Origin of the sequence: Desulfonatronum zhilinae (genome assembly GCF_900182865.1) — a bacterium.
In the GTDB taxonomy this organism is placed as follows: domain Bacteria; phylum Desulfobacterota; class Desulfovibrionia; order Desulfovibrionales; family Desulfonatronaceae; genus Desulfonatronum; species Desulfonatronum lacustre.
This window is the reverse complement of the sequence record NZ_FXUJ01000003.1, coordinates 146,734-163,898: the sequence shown is the minus strand read 5'-3', so window position 1 is coordinate 163,898 and position 17,165 is coordinate 146,734. Positions and strand designations below refer to the sequence as shown.

Below are 17,165 nucleotides of genomic sequence, written 5' to 3'. Positions count from 1 at the left end.
AATCACCAAAGCCGCGGAGGCAACATGAAGCTCCTGGACTGACTGATCGAGGATGGCGAGCCCACGTCGAATGGATTCCGAAGAACATCCTGACCAGGAGGAAAGCATGCGCTGCTTCATTGGTTTGCCATTGCCCGGAGACTACCAACGGCTCCTGGCGGGCGTCATCACTGAATGGAAGCCCGTCCTCGGAGCCTGTGCGTCCTGGACCAAACCGGAAAACTGGCATTTGACGCTGAAATTTCTGGGTGAAACGGACCAAGGGCATGTGGCCCGCCTGAGCGAGTTTTTCGGAGGGGGTACGGGAGAGGCCTTTGTCTTGCAAGGGCGCGGTGGAGGTTTTTTCCCGGATCCGCGCAAGCCTCGCGTCCTTTGGGTGGGACTGGGAAAAGGTGCGAACCGGACCCGGCGATTGGCGGCCAGGATCGAGGAAGTCTGCGTGGAACTGGGCTTTGCCCGAGAAGAGCGATTGTTTCGGCCGCATCTGACCATTGCACGGCTCAAACAGCCCCGAAAAGACCATCGCGGCGAGGCGTGCCGCAGTTCGCGCGAAAGTCGACAATCATCCGCCTCGCCCTGGGGCGAGGTCCTACGCTTCGTGGAAACGATTTCCTGGCCGGAAATTACCGTGGACCGGATGGTGCTCTGGGAGAGCCGCCTGTCCGCGGAAGGGCCGAACTATCGGCCCCTGGCGGAATGGAGACTGGCGACGGGAGCCTTCGGATAATCGGCTCCCGTCGATCTACAGATAGTCTCCACGGTTGAACTTGATCCGTTCGGTGACGGCCAGAACTTCCAGTTCGTCAATCATGTCGCGCAGTTCAGGGGCCATGGGCTGAGGCGGGGTCTGTTGGGGCCAGTTGGCCTTCAAGGCGCCGATCTCGGTGGAAATCTCATCAAGGATTCCGTTGGCGCCGCGCAACTCCGGCGGTTGGGCGGTCAGCTGGTGGGCATATTTTTCCCACCTCGAAAGCAGATTGTCGAGGGTGTCCATGGCCTTGCTCTCGAATCCTGGAGTTTGGTCGGCGGGGAACAGCATCTGGGTCGGCGTCAGACGCATCGCATCCCCGGTGCTCAGGGGTTGTGCCGGGCCGGACGGCGGGCTTTGACCGGACGAGATGTTTTCCGTGGCGCGAAGGAGCAGATCTTCAAACCGTTCACTGCCCCTGTTCACCCTCCGGACATCCCGTTCCGCATCCGCCTTGACGAGAGAAGATTGATCTGGATTGATCTTCATGGGGTGCTCCTGGGTGGAGGTGAAATCCGTATGTCTTGCGTTTTTGCAAATAGGTTGCCAACTCCACCGACATGGGTCAAGCCGACGCGAAACCACTGAACTGAATATGCCCAGAGCTACGCCAAGGGCAGCAAAAGGTGCATCAAAACAGGCCCGTACAAGATTTGAAGCATGGCCCCCAGGCTGAGAAACGGGCCAAAGGGAATCCGGGTCCGCATGCCCTGATGGGCATTTTTTGCCATGTAGCCCAGGCTGGCCGCCAGGGCCGTGAACGCGGCCAGAAAGATCATCATCGGCAGCCCCTGCCAGCCCACCAGGGCCCCGAGCATCAGCATCAGCTTGATGTCCCCTGTCCCCAGCCCTTCCACGCCGCGCACCAGGTAGTACCCTTTCTGCAACAACCAAAAGGCCCCCGCGCCGATCACCGCGCCAAGCAGGGAGTCGCCCCAGGTCATGTCCGTCATCAACGCCGTCCCGGAGAAAGCCAGAATCGCCCCAGGGAACGTGAACACGTCCGGCAGGATAAATTCCTGAAAATCGATGAAGCTCATAATGATCAGCAATCCCCCAACGGCCATGTACAAAAGCCATTCCCAGCCCAGGCCGAATTGCACTGCCAGCAGCAGCGCCCAGATCCCGGAAACCGCCTCCACGATGGGATAGCGCCAGGAAATGGGCTCCTTGCAAGCCCGGCACCGCCCGCGCAACAGGATGAAGCTGACCAGCGGAATATTCTCCCACCAGACAAGCGCGTTGCGGCAACGCGGACAATGCGAGGCCGGCAGGACAATGGACTCTCCGGTCAGGTAGCGATGGATGCAGACGTTGTAGAAGCTGCCCAGGACGAGGCCGAGGGCCAGGGCGATGAGGGGGAAAAAGGCGATTAATGGGGTCACGATAAACTCAATCCCTGAGCATGCTGCTACGGCACCAAAGGCGCAACCGGCAAACCCAGGGCCGGGTCGAGGCCCAGCATCAGGTTGGCGTTGACAAGCGCTTGGCCGGATGCGCCGCGGCAGAGGTTGTCGATGACGCTGACGATCACCAGCCGATTGGTTCGCGCATCCACCAGCAGGCCGAGATCGCAGAACATGGTCCCGCGGGTGAAACGGGTTTCCGGCCATGATCCTTGCGGGTGGACGCGCACCCAGGACCCGGCTGTCGGGCCCAGGATATCGGAACGAGTGGCGTAGAAGTCGCGGTAGAGTTCCAGGACCTCCGCCCCGGTCACGGATCGGGTCAACCGGGTGTAGACCGTGGACAGGATGCCCCGGTCAATGGGCAGCAGGTGCGGATTGAAGGACAAAGCCACCGGGGTTCCGGCCAACTTGCCCACTTCCTGTTCCATTTCCGGGGTATGGCGATGCTTGCCCAGGCCGTAGGCCCGGAAGGTGTCGTGAACTTCGCAGAACAGCGTGGCCGTGGCCGCCTTGCGCCCGGCCCCGGAGGCCCCGGACTTGGAGTCGGCCACGATCCCGTCCGGCTCCACCAACCCGGCTTGCAGAGCCGGAGCCAGGGCCAGCAGGACGCTGGTGGGGTAGCAGCCGGGGTTGGCCGTCAGCCTGGCCCGGACGATGTCCCGGGCGTACAGCTCCGGCAGGCCGTAAACCGCCTGATCCAGCAGATCGGCGTGGCGGTGCTCCAGGTTGTACCACTGGGCGTAGACTTGGGGATCACGGAGCCGGAAGTCCGCGCTCAGATCCACCACCCGGACGCCTTTTTGGAGCAACTCCGCGGCCATGTCCATGGCCGTCCCGTGGGGCACGGCCAGGAAGACCAGCTTGCAGGCTTCGGCCAAATCGTCCGTGTCCGGCTGGGTGACCACCAGATCGGCCAAACCGGTCCCGGCCAAATGGGGCAGCAGCAGCCCCAGGGTCTTTCCGGCCTCGCTCCGGCTGGTGGCCCGAACCAGTTCCATTTCCGGATGCCCGGCCAAAAGCCGACACAGCTCCATGCCGGTATACCCGGCCACGCCCACGAGTCCGACGGGAATGCGTTGCATGGTTCTCTCTACGGTTGGTGATTTCAAAAAGTTCGTTACGCCGATTTGCGCACGTAGTGCATGCGCAACTCGAAGAGCATGTCCTTGAGCAGCTTGGATTCTTCGGCATCCAGATTGCCCTTGGTCTTTTCCTCGAGCATGGCCAGGATATCGATGGTGTGTTTGGCTATTTCGATGTTCTCGGCGGTCTTTCCGGTTTCCGGGTCCGGAACCTCGCCCAGATGGACCAGGGCCGAGGAACTCAGGGACAGAACAAAGGTGGGAAAGCAGACCTGGGGCATCACGCAGCCTTGAAAAGCTCCGGCTCCGGCCTGGTGGTCCGCCTGGGCCTGTTCCACGGCCGATGCACCTTGCTCCGTGCCTTCCTTGCCATGACCAACGCGTCGATCCGTGATCTTGATCTCTTCGTTCATTGTTCACCTTCCTTGTCGAATGCTTGTCGGACGGAAGCTCATGCACTCGACCGGTTTCGCTCAGGTTCTCTCCGGTTCCTCTCCCGGAACGCTCCGCGGATCCAGGGCCTGTTCGTAGGCGGTCAACCCGGCCTCCAGATAATCCCGGCTGGCGGTGTGTCCACCGCAGGCTTTGAAGGCCTGGCGCAGGGCGTAGAGCCCGGCCAGGACGTCCGCGTAGTCCACGTGGCCCATATGACCAAGACGGATGATCCGGCCCTTGAGGTGATCCTGGCCTCCGGCCATGACCACGCCGTAGGCGTCGGCCGCGATTTGCAGCAGCCGCTGCCCGTCCAGACCGGCGGGGACCAGGATGCTGGTCAGCCCCCATGTGTACTGTTTTTGCACCAGCAGTTCCAGCCCCAGGGTTCGGACCGCCCTGCGGGTCAGCTGGGTCAGGGCCCATTGCTTGCGGAAAATTTCCTCCAGCCCGCGCTCCCGGAACAGCCTCAGCGAAACGTCCAGTCCGTTGAGCAGATTGATGGCCGGGGTGAACAGGGTCTGGTCCTTCAGGCAGTTCTCCCGCTCCCGGCGCAGATCAAAATAGGCCACGGGGCAGGCCCCCGGAGAGCCCGCGGGACCTGCCTGGCGTTCCACCGCGGCCCAGGCCCGGGCGCTAAGGGCGATGAAGGCCAGGCCGGGTGGGAGCATCAGGCCTTTCTGGGAGCCGGTCAGCAGACAGTCCACGCCCCATTCGTCCATGGGGCACGGGGAAATGGCCACGGCGGAAATGCCGTCCACCACCAGCAGGACGTCCCGGTGCCGGGTCATTTCCGCGATCTCCCGCACCGGATGCAGCACCCCGGTGGAGGTTTCCGAAGCCTGGACCAGCACCCCTCGGATGGCCGGGTCCGCGTCCAGGGCCTCGCGGATCGCCTCCGGGGAAACCGCCTGGCCCCAGGGCAGCTTGAGCACCGTGGCTTCCAGCCCCCGGGCCAGGGCGATATCCTTCCAGCGCTGCCCGAACTTCCCGGCCTCCACCACCAACACCCGCTCGCCCGGTTGAAACAGGTTCCACACCGCGGCGTTCATGGCCCCGCTGCCGGAACAGGTCAGCGGCAGCACGGGTTGTGTCGTCCCGAACAGCCATTGCAGCCCCTCTTGAATCCGGTGCAAGACGGCCTTGAATCCGGGCTTGCGATGATGGACCATATCCTGGGCCAGGGCCAGGCGGACTTCCTCGGGCAAGGGCGTCGGTCCCGGGGTCAGCAAACGCAGCTTGTTGCGCATTCGATTCGTTCCTTTCTGGTTGTCGTCAATGAAAATCGATCCTTACCCATGCCCCACAGCCCAGTTCGCCCCCCGGCCCCAATCCACCACCAGGGGCACGTCCAGCTGAACCACCGAAGCCATCAACTCGGCCACTCGTTCGCCGACCCGCTGGCTCTCCGCGTCCGGGGCCTCCAGGAGCAGTTCGTCGTGGACCTGAAGGATCATCCGGGCCCCGGCCGCCCGCAGTGCTTCGTCGCCGTGAACGCGGATCATGGCCATTTTGATGATGTCCGCGGCCGAGCCCTGAACCACGGTGTTAATGGCCATGCGCCGGGCGATCTGGGCCAGATTGTCGTTGCGGGAGTTGATGTCCGGCAAGGTCCGGCGCCTTCCGGCCAGGGTGAACACCGCCCCTTGTTCCTTGGCCTTGGCCACCACCTCTTCGTAAAAATCCCGGACCTTTTGCAGCCGGGTGAAGTACAGGGCCATGAAGTCCTTGGCCTGCTGCTGGTTGATGCCCAGTTCCCGGCCCAACTTTTGCGGCCCCATGCCGTAGAGCAGCCCGAAATTGATGGTCTTGGCCTTGCGTCGCTCCTCGGCGGTGACCTGCTCCGGCTCCTTGACGAACAAAATGGCCGCGGTACCGGAATGGACGTCCACTCCCCGGGCAAAGAGATCCCGCAGGTGCGGATCTTCGGAAAGATGGGCCAGGACGCGCAACTCGATCTGGGAATAGTCCGCGCTGATCAGCTCCTGGCCGGGCGGCGCGGTGAAGCAGGCCCGCATCCGCCGTCCCTGGTCGCCTCGGATAGGGATGTTCTGTAGATTGGGGTTGCTGCTGGACAGTCGCCCCGTGGCCACGGCCAACTGGTTGAAGGTGGTGTGCACCCTGCCGCCTTTGTCGGCCAGTTTGGGCAGCGGTTCAAGATAGGTGGAGCGCAGCTTTTCCAGTTTGCGGTACTCCAGGATCTCCGGAACGATTGGATGCTCCCCGGCCAGCCGCTCCAGGACCTCCACGCTGGTGGACCTGCCGCCGCCGGGGGTCTTGCGTCCGGTCTTCAAGGCCAGGCGCTCGAAGAGCACCTCGGCCATCTGCTGGCTGGAACGCAGATTGAACGACCCTCCGGCCCGCTGGGAAATGGACCTGGAAAGCCGCTCCAATCCCGCCTGAACCTCGTCCAGGAAGGCTTTCAGGGCCTGCTGGTCCAGCAGCACTCCGACCCGCTCCATGTCCACCAGCACCGGGATCAAGGGCATCTCCAGAGTGGCGATCAGCTCGGAAAACCCGGCCTGCCCCACGCTGCGCCCCAGGGCCTCGGCCAGCCGCAACGTCAGCAGGGCGGGCGCTTCCTCGCCGGGCTGGGCGGCATCCGCCAGCTCATGGCCATATCGGCGAACCAGCGCCGCCAGGCTGTAGTCGCGCTCCTCGGGCTGGAGCAGGTAGGCAGCCAGACTGACGTCGAAGCGTCGGTCCATGGGCACTTCGGACCAACACGCGTCCTGGGCCAGCAAATCCTTCCAGGAATGGGCCGCGACCAGGGCCGCCGGACGCAACGCGTCCACCAAATCCTTGGTCACGTTCTTGGACGTGCCGCCCCACAGGAGTTCACGCCCTTCCAGCCCCAGTCGCCAACTGTCTCGGTCCGCGGCCACCCCGACCCGTTTTCCGGAAAAATTCGGCAGAACCTCCGTTCGTTCCAAAGCCTGTTCATCCGGAGGGTCGTCTTTCGGGTTCCGATGCGCGGCCAAGCGTTTCGTCGCCTTCTGGGTTTTCGAGGTCAGCAACTCTCCTTGGCGCAATCGCCCTTGATCGGACGATGCCGATGCTTCAGGCGCGGACAGGGCCGCCATCTCTCGTTCGAGGGAGCGAAATTCGTATTCGCGCAGAAACGCCAGCAGCGACGCGTCGTCCCATTCCCGGCAACGATAATCCTCCAGCTGGGCGTCCGGATGCAGGTCCGTGCGCAGACGGGTCAGCTCTCGGTAGGTAAAAATGCGCTCCAGCTCGGGTTCGACTTTTTTGCGCTCCTTGGGCGTCAGCACGTTCACGTTGTCCCGCAAAGCCTCCAGGGTCGGGAATCGCCGCATCAGCCCCATGGCGGTCTTTGGGCCGACGCCGGGAATGCCGGGGATGTTGTCCGTGCTGTCTCCGGTCAAGGCCTGGAAATCCGGCCACTGCTCCGGGGTCATGGCGTGTTCCCGGCGGAAGGATTCGTTGGTGACCAGCTTCTCGTTTTTCAGGCCCGGGTCCCAGATCACGACATTCTTGTCCAGGCATTGCAACAGGTCCTTGTCCGAACCGACGACAACCACCGGGCATTCGGACTTGAACTTCCTGCACAGGCTGGCGATCAGGTCGTCCGCCTCCACCCCTTCCGACACCTGGACGGTCAGGCCGAACAGCTCCACTCCCCGGACCAGCGGCTCGATCTGTTGGACCAGGGCTTCCGGGGTCTTGGGGCGCTGGGCCTTGTAAGGCGTGAACAATTCATGGCGAAACGTGGGGCCGGGGCCGTCCAGGAAAAAGCCGGCGTAGCGCGGTCGTTCCTCGCGATGCAGGCGCAACAGCAGGCGCAGGACGATGAACAGGGCGTTGGTCGGGAAGCCGTCCGAGCGCTTCAGATCCGGAAAGGCGTAAAAGGCCCGGTACAAAAAGGAGGTTCCGTCAAGAAGAAACACCGGGTCCGCGGAGAGGTTCAGGCGGGATTTCAGGCTCATGGAGTCTCGGGTAGGGCTTGGGAGCACTCGGGGGATGTTCAAACGGTGGTTGAAACGCGGTCAGGATGTACTGGGCGTGGGCTTGGCCACGGCGCGTTTGGCGGAACGAAGACGCTGCCAGACAAAATCCTCGGGGTCGTTTTCGCCGATATTGGCCAGCGGAACTTCCGCCCGGGCCATGGTCGCGTGGCCTCCGGCCGAGCCCACGTCGCCGAACAGCTTGTTGGCCAGCTTGCCCATGTCCCGATGCAGTCCGTCGCCGCGAAAGATCAGGACCAGGGTGTCGTCGCAGACCCCGCAGGTCACGGTCCAGGAAATCCCGTACAGTCGCAGGAAGAAATCCCCGAGGATCACCAGAATGTCCGGGGAGTCCAGTCGTCCCATGAACACGTGCAGGCAATGGCCGTTCACCCGCAGTTTGCGGAAGGCCAGGGAAAAATACTTCAGCCAGTCCAGCCGGAACTCGCTGCGGGAAATCTTGCGCAGCAGGTTCAGATTGCCGAACTTGCTCAGGTAACGAAAGGCCCGGACGTCGATGTCCGAGAACTGCCGCTCGAAACTCTGGGTGTCGGTCTTGATGCCGTAGAGCAGGGCCGTGGCCAGCAGTTCTCCCGGTCGGATCTTCAGTCTATGGAGATACTCCGTGAGCATGGTGCTGGTGGCCCCGTATCCCGGCTGGATGTCCTGAAATTCCGCCTCAACCGGATTTTCCGGAACCAGGGGATGGTGATCGATGATCAGGGAAAAGGCGTAGTCCTTGAATGCCGGGTGATGGTGAGGCTGCGAGTCCACCAGGGCGAAGTGGTCATACTGCGCGGCCAGGTTCGGGGTCAGGCGCTGGGTGGGGATGCGCAGAGTCTTGATCATGGTCAGGTTGTCCGGCCGGGATATCTCGTTGACCTGGGCGCAGTCCACCGCGGCCACCTTACGGGCCATGATCCGGCGCAGGGCCTGGGCCGAGGCCAGTGCGTCCGGGTCAGCGTTCATCATGATCAGCCAGCGGTCCGATTTGCGCCACAGCTCGTTCAGGGCGTCGATCTTGGAGCCCAGGGATCGGAAGTAGCCCATCTAACTCGTTCCTTTCAGCCAAAGCGGCAACCCGGCGACCATCAGAACCACTTCGTCGGCCAGGCCCGCGATTTGTTGATTTAAAAGGCCCAAGCTGCGAACGAAGTGCCGGGTCTGGGGCGTGGCCTGGATCGGACCGAGGCCGATTTCCGAACTGACGAAAAGCAGGCGCGTCCCGACCATTTTCAGGGCGCTCTCTTGCAAGCAGTCCAGCAGTTCGGTTCGCAACCGGGTCTCCTGGTCGGCCTGGATGCAGGCGAACAGCCAGAAGTCCAGGCTGTCGACCAAAATGGCCCCGTGGTCCGCCCGCTCCCGGCGCAGCGCCTCGGGCAGTTCGATATTCGTCTCCAGGGCCGGTAGATGCGCGGGCCGCTGGCGACGATGCTCCCGGATACGCTGGCGCATTTCCATGTCCTGGGCCGCGGCCGTGCCGACGAACAGATGCGGACCGTCCGCCTGAAGCAGACGCTGCAAGGCCCAGGCGGACTTGCCGGACTTCTCTCCTCCGAGAATCAAGGTAATCATGAGCGACCCGTCATGGCGCGGAGCATGTTCAACGATTCCATGAACCCCTCCGGTTCAAAAACTTCCAGCATCAAGACACAGTCCGGGCGAATCCGCCCCAGAATTTCCTCCAGCAGCGACCGGCCGCGGTGGTCCAGCTCGGTCAGGGAACGATGCCCGTCCCGTGGCCGTCCATCCGCCCCAAACTTGCCGGGAGCGCTGAGATGCATCATGCGCACGCGGGACCAAATCCCCGGCAGGTGGTGGGTTTGCTGTCCGTGGACGAGCAGATGCCCCAAGTCCAGGCAAATACCCAGGTTGGAGGATTGAATCAATGACCACGAGTCCACCAGATCGTTTTCCCGGATGTTCTCCAGCAGCAGTTCCTCCGGGCGTCCGCTCCCGTGTTCCTGCCTCTGCTCCCTCTCTTGATCCCAAAGTCGAACAAAATCGCGCAGGGAGTCAAAACTTTGCCTGAAGGCTACGCCATTTCCCGATGGCGGGCAAATCCGGGACTGTCCGGAAAGATCGGCAAAATCGGCCCGCGCCTCGGGCGGATGCAGCACGAAGGCCCAGGGACGGAGAAAAGCCGCCTTGCGTCGCAGCCCGAAGACGATCTCCCAGACCCGTTCCGGTCCTTCGTTCCAGGGCAGATCCAGGGGCAGATGGACGTGAAACCCGAGGCCGGTCTCTGCCAGCCAGGGAGGCAGGTCATGTTCGGTGTAGGCCAGGCAGGCTTCGGATTGAAAAAAAAGCAGCCCCACTTCGTCCACCAACGGCTCAAGCCGCCGGCAATTCGCGGCGACATCCGCCGGCCAGACGAACGACGGGGCGGCAATTCTTGCATGTTTCAGCCTGGAGCGTGAACAGAGACCGGAAGCGGACATGGCCGGGATTTTTGGGAAGACGCCCGTTTTCATGAAGTCGTGGTTGACATGGGGAAAAAATCACAGCAGAACGCTCTCAGCGCGCAGGAGTCCAGGGACGATGGCATACACCTTGCAAAAAAAACTTGCACGACTGCCCGCTCAGCAGGTTTTTCGCACCGTTTTCCAAGGCCCAGCCCAATGCGCACCGTTCGCTTTTTCGTCCAGCACTACTTCAACCCCCTGCACGTCTACTGTAGACTGCGGGAAATCGGCGTCAACACCTGCACGGCCCAACGGTTTTGTACGGTGTACGAGCGCTTCGTCTATCGCGCTTTCCGATTCTGATTTCTCGCGTCACACCCTGCCGTGCCATCGCGCCTGCCCGGACGTTCCAACTCGGTCCGACAGGTTAGTTGCCAGATTCACCGGTAGATTCGCCGGTAAGTTCGCCGACAAACTTGTTAGGCGGATACGCCCGTCTCCCTCCCGCAAGCCCTTTCAAAACCACGGTTTTTCGACCATCAAGAAAATAACGTCATCCGCTTTTCCCGCCGGACCACCTGCTGCACAGTCTTGCTGCATCGCATCTCTTCCCGGGGCAGGTCCCCCAGGAAACGCGACGGCTTGAGCCGCAAGGTTCGACCGAACAGATTGCGTTTTTCCGCATGGCTGAGAAACAGCCATTGCCTGGCCCTGGTCAACCCGACATAGAACAGCCGCCGCTCCTCTTCCAGATCCCCGAGAAAACTGGATGGCAAACTGGATAGCGGACCAATGACGCCTTCCTGGGGAGGTTCCTCGGCGTCCCGATGCCCCCCCAGCGGACCAAGCCCCACCATGGGCAACAGACCGTCTTCCAGGGCCGGCAAAAAGACAGCCTCGAACTCCAGCCCCTTGGAGGCGTGCAGGGTCATCACCTGGACGGTTTCGGCCCGGGCGCGGACCAGTTCCAGTTCGGTGTGGAAGTTGATCCAGGTCAGCAGCCCGGCCCAGCCCTTGTGCCGGGCGTAGGCCTCCTTGAGACGCAAAAATTCCTTGCTTTGCCAGAACAGGCGATCAAAGGGCGGCACTTCCTGCAAATGGGCCGCCAGGGCCACGGGTCCCTGCACCAGGGCCTGTTCCAGAACGTGACCCTGAACATGCCGTGTAAGGACTTCCTGGTCCGCATCCTCCGCCCGACCGAGCCCCAGCAGTTCCGCAGCGGCCTGCAACAGCAGGGCGACCCTGGGTTCTTTCCAGAACGGCTCGGATTCGGGCGCGGAACAAGGCACCCCGAGGCGCTGCATGGCCTGAACGATGGGCGGAATCAAGGCCTTGATCCGGACCAGCACCGCCACGTCTCCGGGGCTCAGGCCGCCCTGAGTTCCCCGATCCGCTTCCCAATGGGCGCTCCCGCCCAACAGCGTCCGCGTTTGGTCGGCGATCCAGGCAGCCTCCCGGGCCGCGCTGGAGGCCTGAAACAGGGCGATCCGCCCCGCATGCGGATTTTCGGCCAACAGGCCTTGCTCGCCCGGAAACACCTTCCCTGAGAGACGCACCAGGTTTTCCGTGGAGCGGTAATTTCGGCTCAGGGAGACGACCTCCAGATCGGGCCAGCGAGCACGCATGGTCGCGGCGATGTCGTCCACCGCGCCCCGAAAACCATAGATGCTCTGACGGGGGTCGCCGATGGCCCAGAACCCGGAGCCGTCCTGGGGGGCGAGGGCCTGAAGCAGTTCCCACTGGAGCCGGGAAAGGTCCTGCACCTCGTCCACCAGGATGTGCGTATACGGGTGATGGGCGCGCTCCTCGGTGGCCTGGGCCAGCCAGAACTCCAGCAGGTCCGTGTAGTCGACCAGGTTCCAATCCTGCTTCTGGCGGGCGTACCGGGCGGCAAGTTCCGCCCTTTCCGCCGCGCCCTCGGCAAGGTCGGACACCACGCGGCTCTCCCTGGCACGGGAGAGTTCGTTCCAGGCCTGCTTCACCCCGGCTGGACCGAGTTCCGGATTGGCCGCGGCGAAAACCCGCCGGGCCGCGTCCTCGGAGAGCAGGACCGGGGCGTCGCCCTGGACCCTGGTCCAGACTTCGTAGGCCGCGGCGTGCAGGGTGTCCGCCTGGGGCAGGGCTTCTTCCTCGCCCTGGGTGGCGATGAGTCGTTCGCGGAGTTCATTGGCCGCCCGCCGGGTGAAGGTGACCACCAGCATCCGCCGGGGCTGTTCCCCTTTTTGCAACAAATAGGCGATCCGGCCCATCAAGGTCCTGGTCTTGCCCGTGCCCGGCCCGGCCAGGACCAACACCGGCCGCGGCCCGGCCCGCAAGGCCCGGCCCTGTTCCGCGTTGAACTCCATCCGGGCTTCGGGCCGTGCGCCTTTGTCCGAAGGCTCCGATGGGATTCGCGATGGGGGGACGGCCCCATAGGAAGATTGTGGCTCGGCAGCCGAGGGTTGAGCATCCACGGGTTGAGCCTCTGCGGGCGGCGTCGCGAAAAAAGCGCGGCCCCGTCGCAGTTCCCGCTGTTCTTGGGGCGTGAACATGGAAATCGTGCCGAAATGACCGTCATATCCGGACTGGCGCAGTACGCGGCCCTGGCGCATCCGGCGCAACGATTCGGCCAGGGCCGGGCGGCGACGGGCCATGTCGTCCAGGGGCAGCTCGCCGAGAATGTCCAGCTCCGAGCCATGAGCCGCGACCAGGGCCGCGTATTCCCGGCGCACGGTCTTGGTACCCGGGCCTTTGCCCAGGACTTCCGAAATCAATTCCACCAAGGGCACCAGGGACTGAAATCCAGGCTGATTGGGCGGCTTCAGCGGCTGGTCCCGGTCGGCCAATTCCATTACCCGATGCAGCACGCCCAGGGTCAGGGGCTGGCCGCAAACCGGGCAGATGTTGCCCCGGGCCATGGCTTCTCCGGGGGACAGGACCACGTCGCACTTGCGATGCCCGTCCAGATGATACTTGCCCTCCTCGGGAAAGAACTCCACCGTGCCCAGGAAGGCATGGCTCCCGCCGTCGCCCCGTAGGGCCTTGTATATGCCCTCGAAGCTCGGCTCGCCGCGAAACAGATTGGCCTCCCGGGCCAGCTTCTCCCCGGAATGGGCGTCGGAATTGGAAATCATCCGAAAGCGGTCCAGGGCGCTCCACTGCCAGTTCATGTCCGGATCCGAGGACAGCCCGGTCTCCAGGGCGAAAATTTCCGAGGACAGTTCTCCGTAGCACTCCTCAATGGCGTCGAAGCCGGACTTGGAGCCGAACAGGGAAAACCAGGGCGTCCAGATATGCGCGGGGACGAGAAAGGCCTGGGGGTGCAGCTCCAGGACCATTTCCAGGAGATGGCGCGAGTCCAGCCCGAGGATGGGCCGACCGTCCGAACCCAGATTGCCGATTTGTTCCAACTTGGCGTTCAACGCCCTGGCCTGCTCCAGACCGGGGACGTACACCAGATGATGGACCTTGCGCACCCGGCCCGCGCGTTTGTAGATGGTGCTGATTTCCGCGGAGAGAATGAACCGGACCGGGCTTGCGCCGCGACCCGGAGCAACGGACTCCAGCCAGGGGATCTCCGCCGAGAGGTCCGCTTCCCGCCGCGGAACCAGCAGGCCGGAATCGTCCTCTTCCAGACATTCCTCAAGGTCTTGCAGCCATCCGGGATGGGTGAAGTCTCCGGTGGCCACCACGTCCAGACCCTTGACCCGGGCCCAGGCGGCCAGGTGGCTCGGCGTCAGGCCGCGGCTGGTGGCCCGGGAATACCGGGAGTGGATATGCAGGTCCGCGCGGAACAGGTCGGAGGTCATTCGGGAATCACTGGGTGATTGTTGGGGGAGACGTCGTGAGGATGCGCCGTGGCGCAGTCCGAGGGATCGCCCTGGAGCTTGGCCAGGGTGTGGTCCAGAGCGGGCAGCAGGGCTTCGAGGTTCTCCCGAACCGCCTTGGGAGAACCCGGCAAATTGATGATCAGGGCGCGGCCCAGGATACCGACCACGGCTCGGGAAATCACGGCATGCGGGGTCTTGCGCAGGCCGGCCTGGAGCATGGCCGCTTCCATGCCGGGCAGGCGTTTTTCGATCACGGAGAGGGTGGTTTCCGGGGTGGTGTCCCGGGGCGCGACCCCGGTGCCCCCAGTGGTCACGATCAGGTCGAAGCCCTGTTCCAGAGCCAGTTCCGTGAACAGCGCGCGCAATCTTCCGGGCTCGTCAGGAAGCAGAAAGCCTTGGGCCCAGGCCAGTTCCAGGGGCCCGCCGGTCTGTTTGTCCAGCAGCTCGACGATCAGCGGCCCGGCCCGGTCCTCGCGGTGTCCGACGTAGCCTTTGTCGCTGAGCGTGATCCAGGCCAGACTGTGGCCGCATTTTGTCGCGGCCCAGGATTGCGCTCCCGGCTCAACCTGGAACGCTTCCAACACCTGGACCCAGCAGCCCTCACGGCTCGGCAGACCGCCAACGGGATCCGGCCAACGGAACATGCCCAGCACCCGAAGGCTCCCGGCTTCGCCGGGTCGGGCCAAGACAGCGCCCACGCCGGGCAACGGTGGCGTTTCCGCGATCAGGTGCGGGCCGGGAAACAGGCCCGAAGCCGTATCCGGCTCCAAAACCGGACCGCGTACCACGGCCAGACGTTGCCCCGAGGCGAAATTCTCCCGCCGCATGGAGCTGAGTCGCAATTGCATGGCGTTTTCCGTGAATCCCGGAACAGTCTTTGGACGCCCAAACGACAAAAGCCCCTCGTTCGCACGAACAAGGAAGCTTTGGCCGTGGACCGAGGGGCCAAAACCCCTTGAGCTTGTCGCCCCTGAGGCCGGATGAAGACAAGAAGCGATTAGTGATCCATGTGCTTGCCCTGCTTGATGCGGACAAGCGCGGTGATCACGATCACGGTCAGATAGGTGAAGATGAACCCGACGCCGATTACGCTGGAAAGATCGGCTTCCTTGGCCGCGTTGGCGATCAAAGTGGGGATGATTTCCGTAATGCCCATGGTCGTCTCCTTTGTAATAAAGTTCACATGCGAGGTCTTTGGTCAATGTCCAGGCAAATGTCAAGAACGGAGGCGGACAAGACAATTCACTGAAGGAACGCCGGTTCTTCATGCTGTTTGAAGGCTTGATCGAACAGTTGGGTCGGATTATCCATTTTGGGGGCGAGTGGAGCGCGTTTTCAGCTCAGAACCCTATTCTGAGCACGGATACTGAACAAACGCCCAGAACAAGAACCTTGATCAACCGTCTCGCATCCAAATATATAGCATCCGGATCTTGCCATGCACACAGCCGAACACAAGCCTGAAGCCGGAATAATCTCCCCCCGTCCGCTCATACTCGTTTCCGCGCCCTGGGCCATGTACAACCGGCCCTCCATCCAGCTCGGCACGCTCAAGGCCCACCTGCGCCGCCGGTTCCCCGACGTGCCGGTCCGGGCGGAGCATGTTCATCTTCATGCGGCTGCGGCCGTCGGCTACACCTTGTATCAAGTCATTTCCGAGCGAACCTGGGTCGCGGAAAGCGTGGCCGCGACCTTGCTCTTTCCGGACCAGGGTCCGGCCATTCAGCGGCTCTTCGAGCGGGAAAGCAGGCAAAACCCGGCCATCCGCGCCGTGGGGCTGCCGGCTCTGGCCCAGGCCCTGGACACGGCCTGCGACCGGTTCATCGCCGACATCGACTGGACCGCGTTCGGTCTGGCCGGGTTCAGCGTCTCCCTGTGCCAGTCGACCTGCTCCCTGGTTCTGATCCGGCGCATCAAGCGAAAATATCCGGAACTGCCCGTCGTGGTCGGCGGGGCCGGTTTTTCCGGCGAATCCTTCGTGGCCCTGACCGCCGCGTTTCCGGAGATCGATTACCTGACCCAGGGAGAAGGGGAAACGGACCTGGCCGAGCTGACGGACGCCCTGTGTCGGAACCAAGGGGCTGCGCGAAAACCCCTCCCGGACGGCCTCAACCGCCAAATCCGGGATTTGGACGATCTGCCCATACCGGACTTCGACGACTATTTCGCCCAACTGCAAACTCTTGGCCCGGTGAAACAGTTTCATCCCGTGCTTCCGGTGGAGGCCTCCAGGGGTTGCTGGTGGATCAAGAAGCCGGACCCGAACCGCCCCGCTCAAGGCTGCGCGTTCTGCAACCTGAACCGGCACTGGGCCGGATACCGGGCTAAATCCCCGCGCAAGGTCGCGGAGGAAATCACCGCCCTGAGCACCCGGCACAAGGTGCTGGGCTTTTCCTTTATGGATAACCTGCTGCCCCGCAAGGGCGCGACGGAATTGTTCACCACGCTGGCCGAATCCGGCAGGGACTACCGACTGTTCGGCGAAATCCGGGCCGACACGCCCCCGACCCTGCTCGCGGCCATGCGCCGGGCCGGGATGCGCGAAGTCCAGGTAGGCGTCGAGGCCTTGAGCAGCGCCCTGCTGGCCAGGATGAACAAGGGCACCAGCGCCCTGGACAACATCGAGGTCATGCGCCACTGTGAGGCCCTGGGCATCCATCACGGCGGCAACCTGCTGATGCGTTTTCCCGGCTCCACGGCCCAAGAAGTCCAAGAAACCCTGGCCAACATGGAATTCGTCGCCCTCTACCTGCCCCTGCGTCCGGTATCCTTCTGGCTGGGCCTGGGAAGCCCGGTATTCCGCGATCCGCGCGGCCACGGAATCCGCCTGACGGGCAACGACCCGCGCTGGAGCGTCCTGTTTCCTCCTCAAATCGCCCGGACCCTCCGCTTCATGGTGCAGGGGTACGTCGGCGGCAAGCGGGAGCAGCGCAGGTTGTGGCGACCGGTGGAGCACCGGGCAAGACAGTGGGCCAGGGAATACGCCCAATCCATGCGCGGCCCGAATCCCGCCCCGATCCTGGGCTACCAGGACGGCGCGGACTTCCTGATCATCACCCTCCGCCGCCCGGACAAAACCCACGACACCCACCGCCTGCCCCAAGCTTCACGCCGCATCTACCTCTTCTGCCGAAAAAGCCGCACCAGAAACCAAATCCAATCCCTGCTCCCCCACCTGGCCGCGGACAAACTGGACGGCTTTTTGCGGATGATGGTGGACAAGCGATTGATGTTCTCGGAATCCGACAGATTTCTGAGCCTGGCCGTGCCCATGGACCGGAGTGCGGAGGATTTATAAGCGGCCAATGGCGT

The 17,165-nt window shown here is 63.2% G+C and carries 15 protein-coding genes; 3 read left to right on the top strand and 12 right to left on the bottom strand.

Features of this window, described 5'->3' with window-relative positions:
- Window positions 1-106: 106 nt before the first annotated feature.
- Window positions 107-727, top strand: a complete 621-nt coding sequence (gene thpR, locus AC559A_RS04390) for an RNA 2',3'-cyclic phosphodiesterase (RefSeq protein ID WP_028572748.1) — start codon at window positions 107-109, stop codon at window positions 725-727.
- Window positions 728-742: 15 nt separating this feature from the next.
- On the opposite strand, the gene AC559A_RS04385 is transcribed toward thpR, so the two are convergent.
- The 9 genes from AC559A_RS04385 to cbiR all read right to left on the bottom strand — a co-directional run bounded on the left by AC559A_RS04385 (window position 743) and on the right by cbiR (window position 10,113).
- The gene (locus tag AC559A_RS04385) at window positions 743-1,237 is read right to left on the bottom strand and encodes a hypothetical protein (RefSeq protein WP_498816464.1); all 495 of its coding nucleotides are present in this window, start codon (window positions 1,235-1,237) and stop codon (window positions 743-745) included.
- Between the two features lie 116 nt (window positions 1,238-1,353).
- Window positions 1,354-2,133, bottom strand: coding sequence for a prepilin peptidase (locus AC559A_RS04380; protein WP_498816463.1), 780 nt, complete (start codon window positions 2,131-2,133; stop codon window positions 1,354-1,356).
- A gap of 26 nt (window positions 2,134-2,159) precedes the next feature.
- Window positions 2,160-3,239: an N-acetyl-gamma-glutamyl-phosphate reductase gene (gene argC, locus AC559A_RS04375; protein WP_498816461.1), complete on the bottom strand. Its 1,080-nt coding sequence runs from the start codon at window positions 3,237-3,239 to the stop codon at window positions 2,160-2,162.
- A gap of 35 nt (window positions 3,240-3,274) precedes the next feature.
- Window positions 3,275-3,652, bottom strand: a complete 378-nt coding sequence (locus AC559A_RS04370) for a DUF1844 domain-containing protein (RefSeq protein WP_084032054.1) — start codon at window positions 3,650-3,652, stop codon at window positions 3,275-3,277.
- A 60-nt stretch (window positions 3,653-3,712) separates the two neighbouring features.
- Window positions 3,713-4,921: a pyridoxal-phosphate-dependent aminotransferase family protein gene (locus AC559A_RS04365; RefSeq protein WP_498816460.1), complete on the bottom strand. Its 1,209-nt coding sequence runs from the start codon at window positions 4,919-4,921 to the stop codon at window positions 3,713-3,715.
- 42 nt (window positions 4,922-4,963) lie between these two features.
- The gene (polA, locus tag AC559A_RS04360) at window positions 4,964-7,621 is read right to left on the bottom strand and encodes a DNA polymerase I (RefSeq protein ID WP_498816458.1); all 2,658 of its coding nucleotides are present in this window, start codon (window positions 7,619-7,621) and stop codon (window positions 4,964-4,966) included.
- A gap of 60 nt (window positions 7,622-7,681) precedes the next feature.
- Window positions 7,682-8,689, bottom strand: a complete 1,008-nt coding sequence (locus tag AC559A_RS04355) for a DHH family phosphoesterase (protein ID WP_028572742.1) — start codon at window positions 8,687-8,689, stop codon at window positions 7,682-7,684.
- The gene (locus AC559A_RS04350) at window positions 8,690-9,214 is read right to left on the bottom strand and encodes a bifunctional adenosylcobinamide kinase/adenosylcobinamide-phosphate guanylyltransferase (protein WP_028572741.1); all 525 of its coding nucleotides are present in this window, start codon (window positions 9,212-9,214) and stop codon (window positions 8,690-8,692) included.
- Window positions 9,211-10,113 (bottom strand): cobamide remodeling phosphodiesterase CbiR, encoded by a 903-nt coding sequence (gene cbiR / locus AC559A_RS04345; RefSeq protein WP_498816456.1) that lies wholly within the window; start codon window positions 10,111-10,113, stop codon window positions 9,211-9,213. The genes AC559A_RS04350 and cbiR overlap by 4 nt, the downstream gene beginning before the upstream one ends.
- A gap of 147 nt (window positions 10,114-10,260) precedes the next feature.
- On the opposite strand from cbiR, the gene AC559A_RS04340 reads away from it, so the two are divergent.
- The gene (locus AC559A_RS04340; protein WP_162834856.1) at window positions 10,261-10,407 is read left to right on the top strand and encodes a hypothetical protein; all 147 of its coding nucleotides are present in this window, start codon (window positions 10,261-10,263) and stop codon (window positions 10,405-10,407) included.
- Between the two features lie 176 nt (window positions 10,408-10,583).
- On the opposite strand, the gene AC559A_RS04335 is transcribed toward AC559A_RS04340, so the two are convergent.
- The 3 genes from AC559A_RS04335 to AC559A_RS04325 form a co-directional block, all read right to left on the bottom strand.
- Window positions 10,584-13,832 carry a UvrD-helicase domain-containing protein gene (locus AC559A_RS04335; protein WP_498816454.1) on the bottom strand — a complete coding sequence of 1,083 codons (3,249 nt, stop codon included), beginning with the start codon at window positions 13,830-13,832 and terminating at the stop codon, window positions 10,584-10,586.
- A complete protein-coding gene (locus AC559A_RS04330) occupies window positions 13,829-14,701 on the bottom strand; it encodes a MogA/MoaB family molybdenum cofactor biosynthesis protein (RefSeq protein WP_498816452.1) in 873 nt (290 codons plus the stop codon). The genes AC559A_RS04335 and AC559A_RS04330 overlap by 4 nt, the downstream gene beginning before the upstream one ends.
- A gap of 149 nt (window positions 14,702-14,850) precedes the next feature.
- Entirely contained in the window at window positions 14,851-15,009 is a 159-nt protein-coding gene (locus AC559A_RS04325; RefSeq protein WP_153304589.1) for a hypothetical protein, read from the bottom strand.
- A gap of 282 nt (window positions 15,010-15,291) precedes the next feature.
- Between AC559A_RS04325 and AC559A_RS04320 the strand changes: the two genes are divergently transcribed.
- Window positions 15,292-17,151, top strand: coding sequence for a RiPP maturation radical SAM C-methyltransferase (locus AC559A_RS04320; RefSeq protein ID WP_498816451.1), 1,860 nt, complete (start codon window positions 15,292-15,294; stop codon window positions 17,149-17,151).
- Window positions 17,152-17,165: the final 14 nt, after the last annotated feature.